The organism is Brevibacillus fluminis (assembly GCF_052072235.1).
Taxonomy (GTDB): Bacteria; Bacillota; Bacilli; order Brevibacillales; family Brevibacillaceae; genus Brevibacillus_D; species Brevibacillus_D fluminis_A.
On the sequence record NZ_CM125436.1, the window covers coordinates 5,794,013 to 5,810,497 of the forward strand.

Consider the following 16,485-nt stretch of genomic DNA (forward strand, 5'->3'; position numbering starts at 1 on the left):
TATCAACTCGCCTTCTCGTCGGAATGAATTGGAAGCATTTCACAATAACATATAATGTGTAGTAATATTATATATAATTAACTCGATGAGTGTATATTATAAGAATTGTCACGAAACTTCAAGCGCTTTTTATTGAAAAATGTACAAAATCGCCTGAATCATATATAATTTCAATTACTGATGATATATTTTAGTTGGTTTCTATTTTTGGCCGATACCTCGCATCGGCACATTGATTCCATGCAAGGGAGCGCACATTATGACGATCGGTGATCTCGAAGGAAATACCAAATCAGATAAAGTCTACGAGTTTTTGAAAGAAAAAATTTTGACGGGCCACTACAAGCCCGGGGATCGTCTGGTGATCCGGGAAGTGTCGCGTCAGCTCGGCGTCAGCGATATTCCTGTTCGGGAAGCGGTCAAAAAGCTGGCGTCAGATGGACTGCTCGAATTGAAGTCGCACAGTGGCGCCCGGATCGCACCGCTCAACATCGACAACCTGGAAGAAATTTTTATGATACGCGTCGAGCTGGAGACACTCGCCACCCGGCTTGCGGTACACGCTGCGACAGCTGAGGAGCTGGAGCAGCTGGAGAGCTATGTCCACAGCATGGACGACAGCATCGAAAAAGACGATATTCCTGCTTACACCGCGACGAATCGCCAATTCCATCAGCTGCTCTATCGCGCCTCTCACTCGCCTATCCTGATCGAGATGATCGAGAATCTGTTCATGCGCAGCGAAAATTCCAAGATGATTTTCCACCATGATCCGGCCCGCCTGCGTACCTCCAACGCCGAGCACCACGCTTTAGTGGAAGCCCTGCGCCAAAAGGATGAGGAAAAAGCGGTTTCCGTCATCCGCACCCAAAAAGAAAATGGCTTTAAAATCGTCATCAATGCATTGAAGCTGTCGCGTTCGTTACTCGGGGGCTAACGCTTGAATCGCACATCAACGGAAAAATCCCTTTCTACGAAAGACGAAAGAAAGGGATTTTTTCATGCAAAACTCACGCGATTTATTTGGTTTGCGGATGCAAGAACAGCGGTAGCTCCTGCAAAAAGAGGATGTCGCTGCGGTTTGCAGCATCTCCCTCGGCCAGGATCGCCGCGCGCGCGACAACGATTCCGCCCGCTTTGACGACCAAATCCTCGATCGCCTGCAACGATTTGCCCGTGCTGATGACATCATCGATGATCGCCACGCGCTTGCCAGCGATTTCCCGGGCGTCAGCTCCGTCGAGACAAAGAATTTGCTTCTTCTGCGTTGTGATCGATTCCACCTCATTGATCAGCGGCGACTCCATATACGGCTTGGTGCTTTTGCGTGCGACATAATATTTTTTCATGTTCATGACGCGGGACATCTCATGAATCAGCGGAATCCCCTTTGCCTCCGCGGTGATCAACAGATCGACCTCAGGCAGCTTTGCGGCGAGCAGCGGTGCTGCAGCCGTGACCAGCTCGGTATCGCCGAGAATGACAAAACTGGCGATGCTAAGGTTTTCCGTGATCGGGATGATCGGCAAATGACGAGTGATCCCCGCAACTTCCAACGCGTACGTTTTCTCCAAGACAACTCCTCCTTTGACATGCCAAATATGATAGGCGTTTTTTGCCGGAAAACAAAATAAGCTGGCATCCTCAGACGACAGCTTACCATCCCGCGTATAGTAGATTCCGATTTGCTATTATTTTGCGGCAACTACTGGCGCGGTCGCCGCCGCTCGCAACTGCTCGTTTTGCTTCAGCAAGTCCAGAAAAGATGCTTGAAAAGGTTTTCTGCCATCTTTTTTAGGCCATGGTATATAGACCATCCTGTTCATCCTCCTCTCTCAAATCTCCGTTGGTACTTATTAACAAAAATATATCATTCCAAATTACATACCGTCAATTATTCATTCCGTTACCTATTTCACATTTTCATCCGTTCAGATATTCACGCAAACAGGCGAATTTGGCAGAAAAGAGAGTTTCGCTTCCAAAGTACCCCTCACGCTTGCCGATGACTTGCGCGAATTTGCCATAAAGCCGGTTCAGGTAGGCATGATCCTCCCGGGCGTAAAACTGGAACGTGTCGACATCAGGTGATTCGTCAGCGATCTGGTTGATGAGGAAACGGAAACCGATGAGAAATTGCCGGCTGCTCCGATACGCCTTTTCCAGCATGACCGACTCCACGAATGCGATCTTTTCTTTCGACTCTGTCTCCGGATTGTCTGTGATGTACCGATAATGACCCCACCCGGCCATGCCCCCACAATCGTCTTCAATCATGATAATATGCGAGTCATGAATCGCGTGCAGGATGTGCATGAGTGCATCAGCCAGCGAGCAGCCCGAATGGAAATCAGCGCGGTTGCGGATGAAGTAGAGCACGTATTTCGCTCGATCCTCATCGGTCAAACAACGCCTGAAATGCAATGCCATTGAATACACCTCCTAGTTCCGCCGTGCCTTGATCGTTTGTCTGACATGGGCGTCGATTTCAGGATGCTTTGCCAACAAATAGTGAAGCACCTTGCGCTGAAGCGTCAGCAGCACACATGGGGTCAACGCCGTCACGGTCGCGTTGCGCGGGGCATTTTCCAAAAGCGCAATCTCCCCGAAATGGTCTCCGTCCTCCAGTACAGCAAGCCGAGTGAAGCCGGCCTCCGCATCGGGAGTCTTCCTGGTGACCTCCACTCTGCCGCGAGCGATCAAATAAAACGTTTCGCCCACATCTCCTTCCTGAATGATCGGTTGCCCGGCCGAAACGGTCTCCGTGTTGAACAGGTGCGCGACATCTTTGAGAACGTCACGATCGACACCGCGGAAAAACGGAAGCAGTGACAGCCGTTCTTCGTCAATGGTCGCTTCCTGCCCGCCGGAGGAAATAGACAGTCCGCTCTGCTTCTCCCACAGCTTTTGATAAAGACCGCCCTTGTCCAACAGCTGCTGATGGCTCCCGCTTTCCGCCAGCTTCCCTTGATGGAACACAAAAATATGATCAACATCCTTGATCGATGCCAGACGATGGGTAACGGTGATGACGGTCCGGTTGCGGGAAAGCTCTGCGAACGTCCGGTTAATTGCTGCTTCCGCAATCGGGTCGAGCGCCGAGGTCGCCTCGTCTAAGAACAAGATGGACGGATCGCGCAAAATCGCCCGGGCGATTGCCAGCCGCTGCCGCTGTCCCCCGGAAAAATTGTTTCCGTCGTCGTACACAACCGTCTCATAGCCGTCGGGAAGACTGGCAATATGGTCATGAATCTCCGCCTTTTTCGCCGCTTCGATCACCTCATCCAGACTAGCGTCGCGCTTGCTTACGCGAATGTTGTCCAGCAGCGTTCCTTGGAACAGGAAGTTTTCCTGAAAAACTACGCCGATCTGTTCGCGAAACGCTTTGCGCTCCACGTCTTGAAAGGGCGTGCCGTTAATTCGGACTTCTCCTTCGTCAGGCTCATAAAAGCCGAGCAGCAACTGCATCATCGTACTTTTCCCCGAACCGCTGGAGCCTACGAATGCAGCGGTTGTTCCCGCCGGAATGCACATGCTGATTTGCTGCAGCGCCTGCCGCTTGTCATCATAGGCGAACGACAAGCGATCCACTTCAATATCCGGGCGCCGCTCCTCCAAACGGGCAGAGGCAGTTCCCCCCTGCGCCTCCCGGGGGTGGCTTAACAGCTGGTCGATCCGCTCCATGCTGATGAGCGCATCGGTAAAAACGGGGAGGATATACGTCAGGTTGAAGACTGAATTGCCCATCGACGTGTACATGGTGAAAAATGCGACAAGCGCGCCTACCGTGATGTATGCTTCAAGCGCCAAATAGGAGCCGAATCCGATAATCGTGAAGTTGATGAGCAGCAGGCTAACCATCGGGATGCGTTCGAGCTGCGCGCTCATGAGGTTTTTGCCGTAATTGGCGACGGAAAACAATTTGAGCCTCGCAGCAAACGACTCAATCACGTCCGTTTGCAGATTAAAGCCTTTGATCACCTTTTGCGCCTTGATGTTCTCCTGCACGACACCAAGCATCGCTGCCATTTTTTCACGATACGCCGTGTTCACCGCCTGGGCGCGCCGCCCGAGCAAATAAGGGCCGATAAAGATCAGGGCAGCCCCGATCAGGATCAGCAGCGCCATGCTCCACTGTAAATAAAACAGCACCAGCGTGCTGATCAGCACGACGGAGAACGATTGAATGCCAATGGTCAGGATCGCCGTCATCGCATTTTCGATGGACGGCAAATCAGTGGAAAAATAGGAGAGCAAGTCGCCGGATCGGGCCTTTTGGAAATAGCTGATCGGAAGGTGCTGCATCTGGGTAAACATCTTTCGGCGCAGATCAGCCTGCACGCGGGCATTTAATCGTGCCAGCACATAATCGCTCACAATTCCGCAGCCAACGCAAATCACGCCACTGATGCCGAGCACCTTCATCACCATGAAGAAATACGCGCTGTCATGCGGCTCGATCGCTTTATCGATCAAGATTTGAAAGCTGAGCGGCGCCAGTGAAATGAATGCCAAATGAAGCAGCATCGTCAAGAAAAACAGTGCTGTGGAAAGCTTGTAAGGCTGCAAATAGCGCAGCAGATTTTTAATGACCTTCAGCATAAATGCGTCTCCCTGTCCAAATCATCGTTCGTTTCATGGGGAAAACCTCGCAACCTTTGCCTGCCACTCGGAGAACGCTGCCCGATATTCATTCAGTGGCCCGAAGTCTGTTTCACGAGTGGCAATCTGCTCGGACACTTTGGTAAGCAGCCGATGCAGCTTGTCGTCTGCTGGGGCGAAGAACCGAATCTCGCTTACCTCGTACTGTTGCGCAAGATGGTCCGTGAAAAATTGGAGCCCTTTGCGAAAGACGGTACGACCACGATATGACTCATGCAGACAAACAGCTTGTATTTGGACGACATGCGTATCCTGATAGTGATTTTCCCCGGTTCCCAAGATGTATCCCAATGCCCCGATAACGCTGTCTTCATGTTCGTCATAGCAGAGAATCGAGCCCTGCTGCATCAGGACCGGACTGCCAATGAAGCTGAGCGAGACCGGGAACGGATAAGGAAGGTGCAAGTCACGGTAATGCTCAAGCAAAAATTCGAGATAATGCTGAAAGTCCATCTCGGATGCACATGCAAAAAAAGAACAGCTCATCCTCTTTTCGAGCCTCCTTGCGTTGTCTACTATCCGTGTTAACCTATCAACAAGAATACCGTATCTCCTCTGGCTGGTAAATCATTTCCAAGGAACGAAGTCCTCCATGCCTCTTCCCTCCTGAAGCTGCTGCCGGTATTCCCCCGGCGCCCTCCCCGTCCACTTCCTGAACGCCGTATGAAATGCGCTAGGCTCTGAAAAATGAAGCAAATAGGCGATTTCCGCGACCGTCAACTCCGGTTTGGCGAGATGTCGCGTTAAAGTTGCTGCAGACGATCAGATTGTACGTTTGATAAGCTTCCAGCGCTTTACCGAGCGTTTTGGAATGAAGCATGACATAACCCGGCACGCCCAAATCGGATGGATTCATCCCCTGGCCTTGATGCAGGCCAAAAGCGTCATCCCCCGTAAAAGCGGCTGCCGCCTGAACGATCCGCTCATATTCAACCTCAGGAATACGCGCGTCCTCCTGGTGGAGCAAATTCGCATCGATCGCTGCCATCATGCAGAACGAATCCCACCGAAGCCCTTTGCGCACAATCGTTCTCATGACAGGAAGCAGGAATGAAGCTGCCACTCCATGATTTTTCATAGCATCATTCCTTTCTTTGCGCAAATGATCATGAATTCGGCGTTTGGCATCATGTTCCATATCACAGGTGCTTATTATCATTGAACCACAGGATCGGTCACTTCACAGTAAGAAAATGCGTAAATCAAGGAGGACGTACAATTCTCCCCTTTGGTACTACCGCTTCTTTTTGAAGCGGGCGGGCCATCGCATCATGAAGCGCGGTATCCTGCAATTTTGCGGCGTCAATCCGGTGCGAATTACAGAGATCGGCATGGTGAAAACCTCGACCGCACAAAAATTGGAAGGTTGGATTCGGCGCATTCAGGAATTGGGGATGAAAGAAGCGTAATCCCAAAATGCGCTGTGCAGCTTCGATTGCATGCCATCTCACACAACTCCGTCTCGAGGATGAGGGAAAATCCATCCACTTCCACTATAATCAGGTAGGTATTGCTCATTGGTCGCGTCATCAGGCGTTTTTCCTTGTTCATATTCAGTTCATAAACACTGCTTATTCTTGCCTGAGAATAAATTTGGAAATAGGAGTGTACGTAATGACCATCCAAAAGGAAAACAACAAAAAGCTCGTCTTGACCGGCTTGCTGATCGGCCTGATTTTTGCCGAGCTGGACGAAACCGTTGTTTCGACGGCCATGCCGACCATAATCCGCGAATTGCACGGATTGTCGCTGTACGGTTGGGTCGCTGGCGTCTACATGCTGGCCGTGACCATGTTCATGCCGATCCTCGGCAAACTCGCAGACCTGTATGGCCGCAAACGCGTTTATCTCAGCTGCATGGCGCTTTTCATCACCGGTTCCATCGTCAGCGGCCTCGCCACCTCGATGATCATGCTTCTGGTCGGCCGGGGGATACAAGGGATCGGCGCAGGCGGTTTGATGCCGCTCGCCTTAGTCATTATTGGGGATACGTATCCACTGGAGCAGCGGGCCAAAATCCAAAGCCTTTTCGGGCCGTTAATGATTCTTCCACAGCTGCTCGGCCCTACGATCGGCGGTTACATGGTCGGGCACGTGAACTGGCACTGGGTATTTTTAATCAACATCCCCGTCGGCATTTTGGCTGCTGTCGTCCTGTCGATCGGCATGCGCGAATCGCGCAGCGAGGAGAAGCGCAGCATCGACTGGGCAGGTGCCATCACCCTGGTTTTCGCCCTGCTTTCGCTGTTGCTCGCACCGGTGCTCATCGATAACAACGGATTGTCGTGGTCGTCCCCGATCATCATCGGCATGCTCGTACTGGCTGCACTGTTCATCGCGTTGTTCATCTGGATCGAAGCCAAAGTCAAGGAACCGATCATTCCGCTGCACTTGTTCCGCAACCGAAATGTCGTTGTCCTGTCGACTCTCGTCCTGATTCTGATGCTCGGTATCATGGGCGGCATTGCGACTTTCCCGTTCTTTGCCCAAAACGTCATGGGCCTGACGCCAACGGCTGCCGGCTATCTGACGCTCGCCTTCATGGCGGGTGCGATTCCGTCCAGCATCGTAAACGGCTTTCTGATCACAAAAGTGCCCTACCGCAACCTGTTCATCACCTGCTTCATCCTGCCGATCATCGGCTTCTACCTGCTGTCGCAGATTGGCGTCGACACCAGCGTGCTCTATATCGTCATCACCTTCTTCATCATCGGCCTTGGAATCGGCGCGTTATTTGGAGGCGACAACCTGATCGTGCAAGAATCGGTCGAAAAAGAGAACAGCGGGGTCGCGCTCGGTACGGTGCAACTGTTCCAATCGCTCGGGGCAACCATCGGACTCAGCATTTTCGGCAGCCTGCTTTCGCGAAACATCAAGGAAGGCGTTTCCGGTTTAGCTGGTGAGCTTCCGGCAGGGAAAGTGGAGAACATTGCCACAGGCGGAATTCCCGCAGGCTTGGCGCCTGATTTGGTGGATAAGATTCAAAGCGTTTTTGCGGGAGCGTTCCAACACATTTTCTTCATCTCGCTGTTTTTTGTCATCGCCTCCTTTATCGTCACATGGTTTTTGAAGAAAGAAATTTTGTCGAAACGAGAAGAAGAGCCTGAACAGGCCGGAGCTTAGGTACCAAAAACGAAAAGAGGCAGCTCGCTTACGTCCAATCAGACCGCGGGTTGCCTCTTTTTTCAATGATGGGAAGAAGAATCGCGGCCGTTAGCTAGTATGGGGCGAAACCATTCGCCAAGCGTTGCCTCCATCGATCTCCTCCCAACGTTTTAACATGATTGAACGTGCTCCGTTTAAATTGAGGGATGGAAGGCTGCCTTTTCGCAAGACCCATGTGCTCATGCTGCGCAGGCCAGCGACCTGCACGGTTTTCAACGGTTCGATGAGATTTCCGCCCAGCTCATCCGTAAGCTGCATCATCATCTCCTCGGTCACGAGGAAACGATCGCTTCCGTCTGGCAGGTGGTATCGACCATTCCCCAACGGCTCCACCTGCGATTCAATTCCAATGGAAGACGCCAGGCGTATGAATAGCACGCGCCACAGCTCATGGAGCATTTGCAGAAAATGCCCCTCATGCTGGGCAAAATGCAGCACAGCACTGCTGATCACAAAATCAAAACTGTCCGCCTCAAAGCTCATCTGCTCGACCGTCTCCCCCCTGGCCTGATCTGCAGACCAATGCGGTGCCAGCTCCGCTGCAAGCTTTTGCACCGCTTGAATCGCCTCCGCCGAACGATCTACCGCATAGACGTTGTATCCGTTCCGCAAAAAGTAAGGAAGATTGCGCCCGCTGCCACAGCCGGCGTCGAGGATGCGCATGTCTTTTGTAATCCTGCCCTTTAGCAACTGATCGAACAGGTAAATGTCGATCGCGCCGAATTGTTCGATAAGCTCCATGTTCCATCGCTCCTTTTTTCACCATGAACAGCTTCCGGTAAGATTGTTATAAATGCCAGCCCCAGCCGCAACTTGCCTCCCTTTTGCCGGGGAAATTTTCGCGCGTTAACGAATGGCCCGTTTTACTCACATACAAAAAAGACGGCTGCCTATCAAGTCATTTGATCATGGATGACTCTCTTCGCAACCGCCATTTATGCAACTCTGCGGAAATCCCCCGTATTATCTTGAGGAAGATGCTGCCCTCAGCCCTTCTTCGAGAAGCAAAAATACCTTTTGTAATCCCTCTTTCGGGATGTGGTCGTATTGATCGCCCACACTCAACTCGAAATAACAGCCTCCGCCATCGTTTTCCTTCAAATTCCCCGTCAGCCCAATTCCCGTCGATTCATAAATCGTTATCAGGAGCGGTTCGACAACTTCTTTTGGCGATGAGATATGCACATGGAACATGTTGGACACCGGCTCAGCCGGACGCGTTTCCACCCCATGGCATTGATTGAAGAATCCAGCCAGCTCTTTTGCATTGTCATAGTATTGCCCCATCTTCGGCAAACGCTGTTCAAAATAATGATCGGCGCTGACGATATACGGGTACAAGCTGATCAAATCGCCGCCATGGCGCCTTTTCCACACGACCGATTCTTTCAGGAAACTTTCTTCTCCCGCAAGAATAGCGCCCGCAATCCCGCCAATTCCTTTATAAAAGGAGACATACACACTATCAAACAGTTGGCAAATCTCTTCAGCTGTCTTTTGGTAGTGGGGAAGAATTTCAAACAGTCTAGCACCGTCCAGATGCAACATAATCCCTTTTTCGCGGCAGTAGGCCGAAATCGCGGCAAGCTCTTCGTAATCCGGCAGCTGACCGCCGATTTCGCGCTGTGGCAGTTCCAGCAGCAGACAGGCGATATCCTCGCCGATGTTCATCACATCTTCCAGGCGAATCAAGCTGTTTTTGTCCGCTAGCAAAATCGGTTCAATCCGGTGCAATTCTTTCAAACCGTCTTCTTCATGAATTTCGAGATGGCAAAGAGGATGGTACGCCACCCGTTTGAGCCCTTTGCGGTCGCACCAAATGCGCAGCGCGATCTGCTGGGCCATCGTTCCGCTCGGGAAAAACACCGCTGCTTCCTTGCCCAAAAGCTGCGCCATTTTCTGTTGAAAATTTTCGATAATCGCGCCTTTCCCGTACATATCGCTTTCCACACTATCATCCAGGTCGCGCAAAGACTCTTTCAACGCGTGAAGCGTTCGCGGCCCATGGCCAACCCCACGGAACATGGTTTGTTTAAACGCCGTCAACAGATTTTTTTCAGTCATGATACGGCACAGCTCCTCTCCAATCTTTTCGCAAAAAGTCGCCTATGAGGGCAGCAACGCCGCTGCTTCCACGATCTCCAGCGTCAGGTTTTCCTGCAAAGTCAAATCGATTTCATATGGTTTAACTTTTTGTTGCTCAGCATCCTGGATGATCCGGATTTGCGGCCGTCCGACGGCGTGGAAATTGTACTCGGACACGATGCCCACGCGGCCGTCATTCAGCTTCACCGTCAATCCTGGCGGGTAGATCGCAATGCATTTTTTGAACATGTCCACCTGCCGACTGTCAAACTGCGTTCCGCTTCCAGCGTACAAAAGCTCCAGCCCTTTATGCGGTAGCTCCGCCGACCGATAGGGGCGCGGATTCGTCACCGCATCAAACACATCGATAACGCTGATGATCTTGGCATACCGATGGATCTCATCCCCCGTGAGACCTCGTGGATAGCCGGCACCGTCAATTCTTTCGTGATGCTGCAAAGCGCAATGCGCGACAGGCAACGGAATCTCGTGCACTTTGCGGATCGTATCAAAGCCCAGCTGACAGTGCTGTTTGACCTGCTCAAACTCCTCGTCTGTCAGCTTGCCGGGCTTTTGCAAAATATCGCGGGAAACGTACAGCTTGCCCAAATCATGCAGCATGGCACCAAGCCCGATTTCCTCGATGTCTTTGAGCGGCAAACCGTTTTCAAGCGCCAACTGGCACGAATAGATCGCCACATTCAAGCTGTGGGTATAGACATAGCTTTCCTGGATTTTGGTCGTCGCCAGCAAATTGATCGCCATGCGGTTTTCGGTCAGGTTTGAAATGATACCGCGAAAAATCTTTTGAAAGCTGCGAATCGCCCGCCCCGATTTCATCATGCTTTGAATATTCGAATGCGCGACACTGAGCTGCGCAATATCGCTCAGCCCCACTTTGATCGTATTGATCGCTTCCATCCGCAGCTCCTCAGGAATCGCATCGACAATCTCGATGCCTTCCGATGCAGCATCCTCGATATAGATGGTGGAAACGTTATATTGTTTCAGCTTATCGATCAGCTTGTCGGTAAGCTCGACACCCTCAGCCAAAAGAACGACGCCATTTTCATTATAAATCGGCCGTCCGAGTTTAATGCCTGCCTGGCATTGATCCAATGATATTAGTCGCATGTTGTTTTTCCACCTTGATCACGGGTAAATGATGCTATGACTCTCACGGTATACTATCTTACACAACCGGGCGCAATTTTCCTGTAAGGGTGTAGCGAAGAATTGGGGGAAAATGTAGATTTGTTGGGGTGGTGGCGATAGCTGTACATTATTGATGGAGGGGATTCTTTCGGGTAAACCTAACAGCTGGTTGTTGAAAGGCGTTTCGCATCATTCCCGGGACTACAGTTTCTAGATAGTTCACTCGTGCTAAAACTGACCGATAGGAAAACCTTCTGTCAGAAGTCATTTCAGCGAAGTCAGCCCATCAATCTGTGGAAGTTTTTCTTCCGCTCCAAAATGTATATGTGCTAGCGGTTATCAATTCTTACACAATTAAAAAAGACTGCCCCAACCGTCATTGATCATTCAAAACGGTCAGGACAATCCCTACTCCCTTGATTATATGCATGCAGGCCACGTTTGCATCTGTTTTATCTCTGTAGTTTTACATACATCAGCTTGCGATGTTCGCACTGCGCATTGCACCTATACCTTTTTCACAAACTCCGATTTCAGCTGCATCGCTCCGAAACCTTCGATTTTGCAGTCGATGTCATGGTCGCCCTCCACCAGACGAATGTTTTTGACACGCGTGCCGATTTTGATGACCGACGAACTTCCTTTTACTTTCAGGTCTTTGATGACTGTAACCGTATCACCATCGCTTAGCACATTTCCATTGGCGTCTTTCACAACTTTTTTCTCTTCGCCGATCTCACTCTCTGCGCCAGGCGACCATTCGTGGCTGCATTCCGGGCAAATCAAGAGGCTGCCATCCTCGTATACGTATTCGGAGCTGCATTTTGGGCAATTGGGTAGGTTGGGCATTCGGTTCTCCTTGGGTTATGGTAGTTAATTTTGCTTTGGGTACATTATAGCAAAAAGAACGAGGGCATATGAAATGGCTCTGTTGTGCTGCAGGTATTTGTGCATTGCCAGTAGCGAGTTTACGGGTATGATATCGTTCCTCAAAATAATCTATCGATTAAACTTTCCATGCCAAAAGATTTTTTACTTTGTCCATCGTTTGACGATAAAGACAGAAGGGTTGTCCATAGCCTCCTTTTGGAAGACTCCTAATTTTGCATTTCCTTTTACGTTTGCCTACTTTTTACAGGGCATTGGAGCTCTATTTTACTACTAGCTTTAATTTAAACCGAGACAATAATTTGCGATTTTGTTTGGCTATCGATGAGTTTCCAGAGATATTTTGGAATAGAGAAGACGCCTTTGATGGTGACAGTGGTTTTTACGTGGGAGATTAAGTAAAGGGATGGGGGGATATCGGTAGTTTGCTTTTTAAAGAAAAGGGGCTGTCCAGAAAGTCAGTGAAAACTGACCGCTGGACGCCCCGTTTTTGTTACATGTTAAAATAAGGCACAAAAAAACCGCCTTTTCCTGTAGAATGGAAGTTACCACACCCACACTCTACAAAAGGACGGTTTTTATGCTTCATCAAATGACTACTATAGAAGAGTATACCACAGGGCTGACCCTTCCTCTAGGGGATTTGGAAGAAAAGATCGTTTCCAAAAGAAACCTTGCACCTACCTTTAAAGACTATGACAACAAACAGGCTCAGATGATTCTGGATCTGGAGATGTACATTCCTCCCCATCACGTAGCCCGCGTGATTGACGAGATGATTGAAGCCATCCCGGATGAGCAGTTGTTTGCTCACTATACAGGCGGAGGCCGAAGTGCCTACCATCCCAAAATGATGCTCAAAGTCATGCTCTACGGCTACTCACAAAAAGTTTATTCCTGTCGTGGCATCGAAAAGCTACTGCAAGAAAATCTCCCGGCCATGTGGCTGGCAGCGATGCAACAGCCCGACTTCCGTACCCTGAACGACTTTCGTGGTGTGCGCATGAAAACGCTCATGGACGAGCTGTTTGAAACGATGATCCGAACGCTCATCGCAGACAACTATATCACGATGGAGCAGTACTTTTTAGATGGTACGAAGATCGAAGCTGACGCTAACAAGTATTCGTTTGTGTGGAAGAAATCGACATTACGCTTCGAGGAGAAGCTCAAGGAAAAAGTACAGGCTGCCCTTGCACATATTCATACGCTCACGCAGCAAGAAGCTGGCGAATACGCGGCGGCGGAACCAGATGAACTGCCTACCAAGCTCGAAGTAGCAGCAGTCGTGCTGGAGGAAAAGGTGGAAAGATTGACGGAACAAATAGCGGAGGCAAACGGCAGCGAAGAGCGGAAAGAGTTACGCAAAGAGCGCAGTGCCTTGAAGCAGCCGCTGAAACAAATTCGGGAGGATTTTCTTCCCCGATTCGCCAAGTATGAGCAGCAGAAAGCCTGCTTTGGTGATCGCAACAGCTATTCCAAAACAGACCCGGACGCCACGTTTATGCGGATGAAGGAAGATCACATGAAAAATGGCCAACTGAAGCCGGGCTACAATGTGCAAATGGCCACGGAAAACCAATTCATTTTGTTTTACAGCCTTCATCAGCGACCTACAGATACGCGTTGCTTTATGCCACATATGGAGCGATTAGCCGCGTCTTCTTTGCCCATGCCGAAAATGGTGATTGCCGATGCGGGCTATGGCAGCGAAGAGAACTATTTGTATGCGGTGGGCGAAGAAAAAGAGCCGCGTTTTGATTTTCTCATTCCTTACGGCAGCTACATGAAAGAGAAAACACGTCGATACAAGAAAGACATCCGGCACGCCTCCAACTGGATGTATGAAGAGCGCGATGACCAATTTGTTTGCCCAAATGGCCGGTACGTTCGCTTTAAGAAATACCAAACGAAAAAAAACACTTCTGGCCTGGAACAAAGCTTTAAGATTTATGAATGTGAAGATTGCAGTGATTGTCCATTCAAGGCAAGCTGCACCAAGGCAAAGGGGAACCGCCAGGTACACTGGAATACGATCTGGGAAGAGGTAAAAGCAAAGGCCAAAAAAGCTCTTGAGGATGACGAGAAATCCGCCATCTATGCTCGACGTAAAGTGGAGGTAGAGAGCGTATTCGGTCACATCAAGGGCAACAGGTCGTTCCGGCGGTTCTCCTTGCGAGGGCTAGAGAAGGTTCACACCGAGTTTGGGATTGTGGCTTTGGCCCACAATCTACTGAAGGTGGCGGGCATCCGCCAAGCTACTTTACTGCAAACGCGACAGAACAAAAAAAGTTGGACGGAAAACATGACGTTTTTCCGCCCAACTTTTTATTTTAGGGACTTATTGGACAGCCCCTTTAAGCTAAAAAAGTATTTACCTATTTTTTTCATTGAAAAAACTATAAGAAACACTTATGCTACCAAACCAGATTTTTTAATACTTCATCCTTCTCTTCCTCAACCAGCAATACTAAATTTGCTAATGATAAAGATAATTCCCTATGACTGTTTGCTGAACTATAGGTTAATACTTTTAAACTTAAATTTTCTTCAATCATTCTTTTAAATTCAGCATTAATATTTTCAGTAGGAGTTACAAAAAAGTGAGGTCTACAACCAGGATGAGTAAAAGTATATTCTTCCAAAATTAACCTAATGTCAGGGTCGGAAAAACCACATCCTAAAAACACAAAAGTATGGGTCATTACTAATGCACTCATAATTTGATAGAAAGAAGCATGCTTATATCTTGCTTCGGCATATTGTTTTCTAGTAAAAATCATTCCATCTGGACTCTCGGTTGAACCGTGAACCTTTATAATTACAAAATCCTCAGATCTGATTTTATTTGCAAGATCTGAATCATGGTAATTTTTTACTGCAATCGTACCTCGCGTGACACTATTCGCGTAGGTTTCATATATCTTGTCTACATTGGGGGTAGCCACTATTCTTGAATCTAATTTAAATATAGCTTCATGAATTTCATGGCTTTCAAAACCGGGACGTTGAAACTTTTGCGTTGCGAAATCGTTAAATGCAGTTCTTCCCATTCTATTATAAATAATCTCACATGCCGTTAAATAATCTTTCTCATCAATATACTTTCTAATGTCTTCTTTTCCAGATGGCAAAGTTTCTAGGGCCTCTAAAAGGAACTGTTCCCATGTTGGTGGTCGTAAACCCTGCCTATTTTGTGAATTGCTCGAGATACCCGACCCAATAAAAATAACAGTCCTTCTTCTTGCAATGTCTCTAATAAGTTCCCTCGGCCAAGTAATCATGACATCTCCTCCATATTCCTCAAGAGATGGATAGAAATTTCATGTATAATTTGATTAAACTCTTCCACTTTTGAAAAATGAGCACCTACAACTCCATCCTTGTATTCTAAATCAAAAATTGGCTTATGGGCAGATTGTGAAATTGGAATTAAACTATGCAAATTAGGAATTGACCCGAGTTCGTATTGAATACCCTTTATATCTCCATTGACTTTATCTATTAATTCTTGTTTAAGAACAATTGGAAGAGAGTCTAATATCTGATCAAATGCCTTGACAGGCCTCCTGACACCGTCAACCGTTTTTGCTGTGTACTGTTGAGTCACGTATCCAACAAATTTAATATTAAATTCTTTCCTTAACCCTTCAATAGCATCCGGATCCAAGTTATTTTCTATCCCCTGTGAGAACCGCCGTCTCCAAGCATCCATTGTTTGACCAATATTCTCTAGGGCTAGTAAACTAAAAATATCTAACGACATTGGAGTTAAGAAGAAGTCACAAGCAAGTAGTATTGCTCGGTTCAACGACCCCAGCGAAGGGCCCATATCAAAAAAAACATAGTCGTAGTCTTCACACTTTCTTAATAAGTCACTGAACACAAGAGTTGTTCTTAGCCCTCTTGGCTCACCAGATGTTGCATCCTTCCAATCATTTGATAGTAAATCTTCCATTAAGGACAAGCGGGGGTCACCAATAAGAAAATCTACACCAAACTTCTCAACGGGGTAAAAATTAATTTTTTCTGAGTATCCTTGTCCCCTGTGCAGTGGTCTCAAAATATCATATATGGTAAAACCCTCTCTTTTGTAATAGAACCTTTCAAATTGTTCTTCAGGGAGTATATTTATTGTTGTGTTGCATTGAGGATCTGCGTCAATAACTAATATTCTTTTTCCCAATCTTAGAGATAGATAACTAACTAAATTGCAAACAAGGGTAGTTTTTCCGACCCCGCCCTTATTATTAAACATTGCTATTGCTCTCATTTTCATCCCACCTTAAATAATACAAAGAAATATCATGACTTTTGACTCACACAACTAAATATATACTATGCTGTAAATTTTTCCAACAAAATAAATACATCACTTATGATACGGTTCTCCGCGCAGTCTGTAACGGCAAGTTTCAAGACCATTCTTTGGGATATGATGCCTTGAAATACTAAATTACCGCTCAAAATTTTAGTTGTGACTACATTTGTATTTACTTGGTAAATGGAAACAACTCATAATATAATAGA

At 48.2% G+C, this 16,485-nt stretch carries 16 protein-coding genes and 1 pseudogene; 4 read left to right on the forward strand and 13 right to left on the reverse strand.

What is annotated here, in order from left to right; all coding sequences use genetic code 11:
• Positions 1–259 precede the first annotated feature (259 nt).
• Positions 260–937 (forward strand): GntR family transcriptional regulator, encoded by a 678-nt coding sequence (locus tag ACTID9_RS28180; RefSeq protein ID WP_441068898.1) that lies wholly within the window; start codon positions 260–262, stop codon positions 935–937.
• Positions 938–1,019: 82 nt separating this feature from the next.
• On the opposite strand, the gene ACTID9_RS28185 is transcribed toward ACTID9_RS28180, so the two are convergent.
• From ACTID9_RS28185 to ACTID9_RS28215, 7 genes are all read right to left on the reverse strand, one after another.
• Complete coding sequence (locus tag ACTID9_RS28185; RefSeq protein WP_441068900.1) at positions 1,020–1,574, reverse strand: phosphoribosyltransferase family protein; 555 nt, start codon at positions 1,572–1,574, stop codon at positions 1,020–1,022.
• A 117-nt stretch (positions 1,575–1,691) separates the two neighbouring features.
• Positions 1,692–1,817: a hypothetical protein gene (locus ACTID9_RS28190; RefSeq protein WP_441068902.1), complete on the reverse strand. Its 126-nt coding sequence runs from the start codon at positions 1,815–1,817 to the stop codon at positions 1,692–1,694.
• A 106-nt stretch (positions 1,818–1,923) separates the two neighbouring features.
• Positions 1,924–2,430, reverse strand: coding sequence for a GNAT family N-acetyltransferase (locus ACTID9_RS28195; RefSeq protein ID WP_441068904.1), 507 nt, complete (start codon positions 2,428–2,430; stop codon positions 1,924–1,926).
• A 12-nt stretch (positions 2,431–2,442) separates the two neighbouring features.
• The gene (locus tag ACTID9_RS28200) at positions 2,443–4,602 is read right to left on the reverse strand and encodes an ABC transporter transmembrane domain-containing protein (protein ID WP_441068906.1); all 2,160 of its coding nucleotides are present in this window, start codon (positions 4,600–4,602) and stop codon (positions 2,443–2,445) included.
• A gap of 33 nt (positions 4,603–4,635) precedes the next feature.
• Positions 4,636–5,148 (reverse strand): GNAT family N-acetyltransferase, encoded by a 513-nt coding sequence (locus ACTID9_RS28205; RefSeq protein ID WP_441068908.1) that lies wholly within the window; start codon positions 5,146–5,148, stop codon positions 4,636–4,638.
• Positions 5,149–5,229: 81 nt separating this feature from the next.
• Positions 5,230–5,382 carry a helix-turn-helix domain-containing protein gene (locus ACTID9_RS28210; RefSeq protein ID WP_441068910.1) on the reverse strand — a complete coding sequence of 51 codons (153 nt, stop codon included), beginning with the start codon at positions 5,380–5,382 and terminating at the stop codon, positions 5,230–5,232.
• Positions 5,336–5,740, reverse strand: coding sequence for an AraC family transcriptional regulator ligand-binding domain-containing protein (locus tag ACTID9_RS28215; RefSeq protein ID WP_441068912.1), 405 nt, complete (start codon positions 5,738–5,740; stop codon positions 5,336–5,338). Before ACTID9_RS28215 ends, ACTID9_RS28210 begins: the two co-directional genes overlap by 47 nt.
• Positions 5,741–5,933: 193 nt before the next feature.
• On the opposite strand from ACTID9_RS28215, the gene ACTID9_RS28220 reads away from it, so the two are divergent.
• Both ACTID9_RS28220 and ACTID9_RS28225 read left to right on the forward strand, forming a co-directional pair.
• Positions 5,934–6,071: a hypothetical protein gene (locus ACTID9_RS28220; protein ID WP_441068914.1), complete on the forward strand. Its 138-nt coding sequence runs from the start codon at positions 5,934–5,936 to the stop codon at positions 6,069–6,071.
• 205 nt (positions 6,072–6,276) lie between these two features.
• Positions 6,277–7,785 carry an MDR family MFS transporter gene (locus ACTID9_RS28225; protein ID WP_441068916.1) on the forward strand — a complete coding sequence of 503 codons (1,509 nt, stop codon included), beginning with the start codon at positions 6,277–6,279 and terminating at the stop codon, positions 7,783–7,785.
• Between the two features lie 90 nt (positions 7,786–7,875).
• On the opposite strand, the gene ACTID9_RS28230 is transcribed toward ACTID9_RS28225, so the two are convergent.
• The 4 genes from ACTID9_RS28230 to ACTID9_RS28245 all read right to left on the reverse strand — a co-directional run bounded on the left by ACTID9_RS28230 (position 7,876) and on the right by ACTID9_RS28245 (position 11,916).
• A complete protein-coding gene (locus ACTID9_RS28230; protein WP_441068918.1) occupies positions 7,876–8,568 on the reverse strand; it encodes a class I SAM-dependent methyltransferase in 693 nt (230 codons plus the stop codon).
• A gap of 222 nt (positions 8,569–8,790) precedes the next feature.
• The gene (locus tag ACTID9_RS28235; RefSeq protein WP_441068920.1) at positions 8,791–9,891 is read right to left on the reverse strand and encodes a threonine aldolase family protein; all 1,101 of its coding nucleotides are present in this window, start codon (positions 9,889–9,891) and stop codon (positions 8,791–8,793) included.
• 42 nt (positions 9,892–9,933) lie between these two features.
• Positions 9,934–11,046, reverse strand: coding sequence for an HD-GYP domain-containing protein (locus ACTID9_RS28240; RefSeq protein WP_441068922.1), 1,113 nt, complete (start codon positions 11,044–11,046; stop codon positions 9,934–9,936).
• Between the two features lie 528 nt (positions 11,047–11,574).
• Positions 11,575–11,916 (reverse strand): zinc ribbon domain-containing protein YjdM, encoded by a 342-nt coding sequence (locus ACTID9_RS28245; RefSeq protein WP_441068924.1) that lies wholly within the window; start codon positions 11,914–11,916, stop codon positions 11,575–11,577.
• 619 nt (positions 11,917–12,535) lie between these two features.
• On the opposite strand from ACTID9_RS28245, the gene ACTID9_RS28250 reads away from it, so the two are divergent.
• Positions 12,536–14,521 carry an IS1182 family transposase gene (locus ACTID9_RS28250; RefSeq protein WP_441068926.1) on the forward strand — a complete coding sequence of 662 codons (1,986 nt, stop codon included), beginning with the start codon at positions 12,536–12,538 and terminating at the stop codon, positions 14,519–14,521.
• Between the two features lie 25 nt (positions 14,522–14,546).
• Here ACTID9_RS28250 and ACTID9_RS28255 read toward each other — a convergent pair.
• Positions 14,547–15,239, reverse strand: a pseudogene (locus tag ACTID9_RS28255) (SIR2 family protein); the annotation flags it as partial.
• Entirely contained in the window at positions 15,236–16,228 is a 993-nt protein-coding gene (locus ACTID9_RS28260) for a ParA family protein (protein ID WP_441068928.1), read from the reverse strand. The gene ACTID9_RS28260 and the pseudogene ACTID9_RS28255, both read right to left, overlap by 4 nt.
• Positions 16,229–16,485 lie beyond the last annotated feature (257 nt).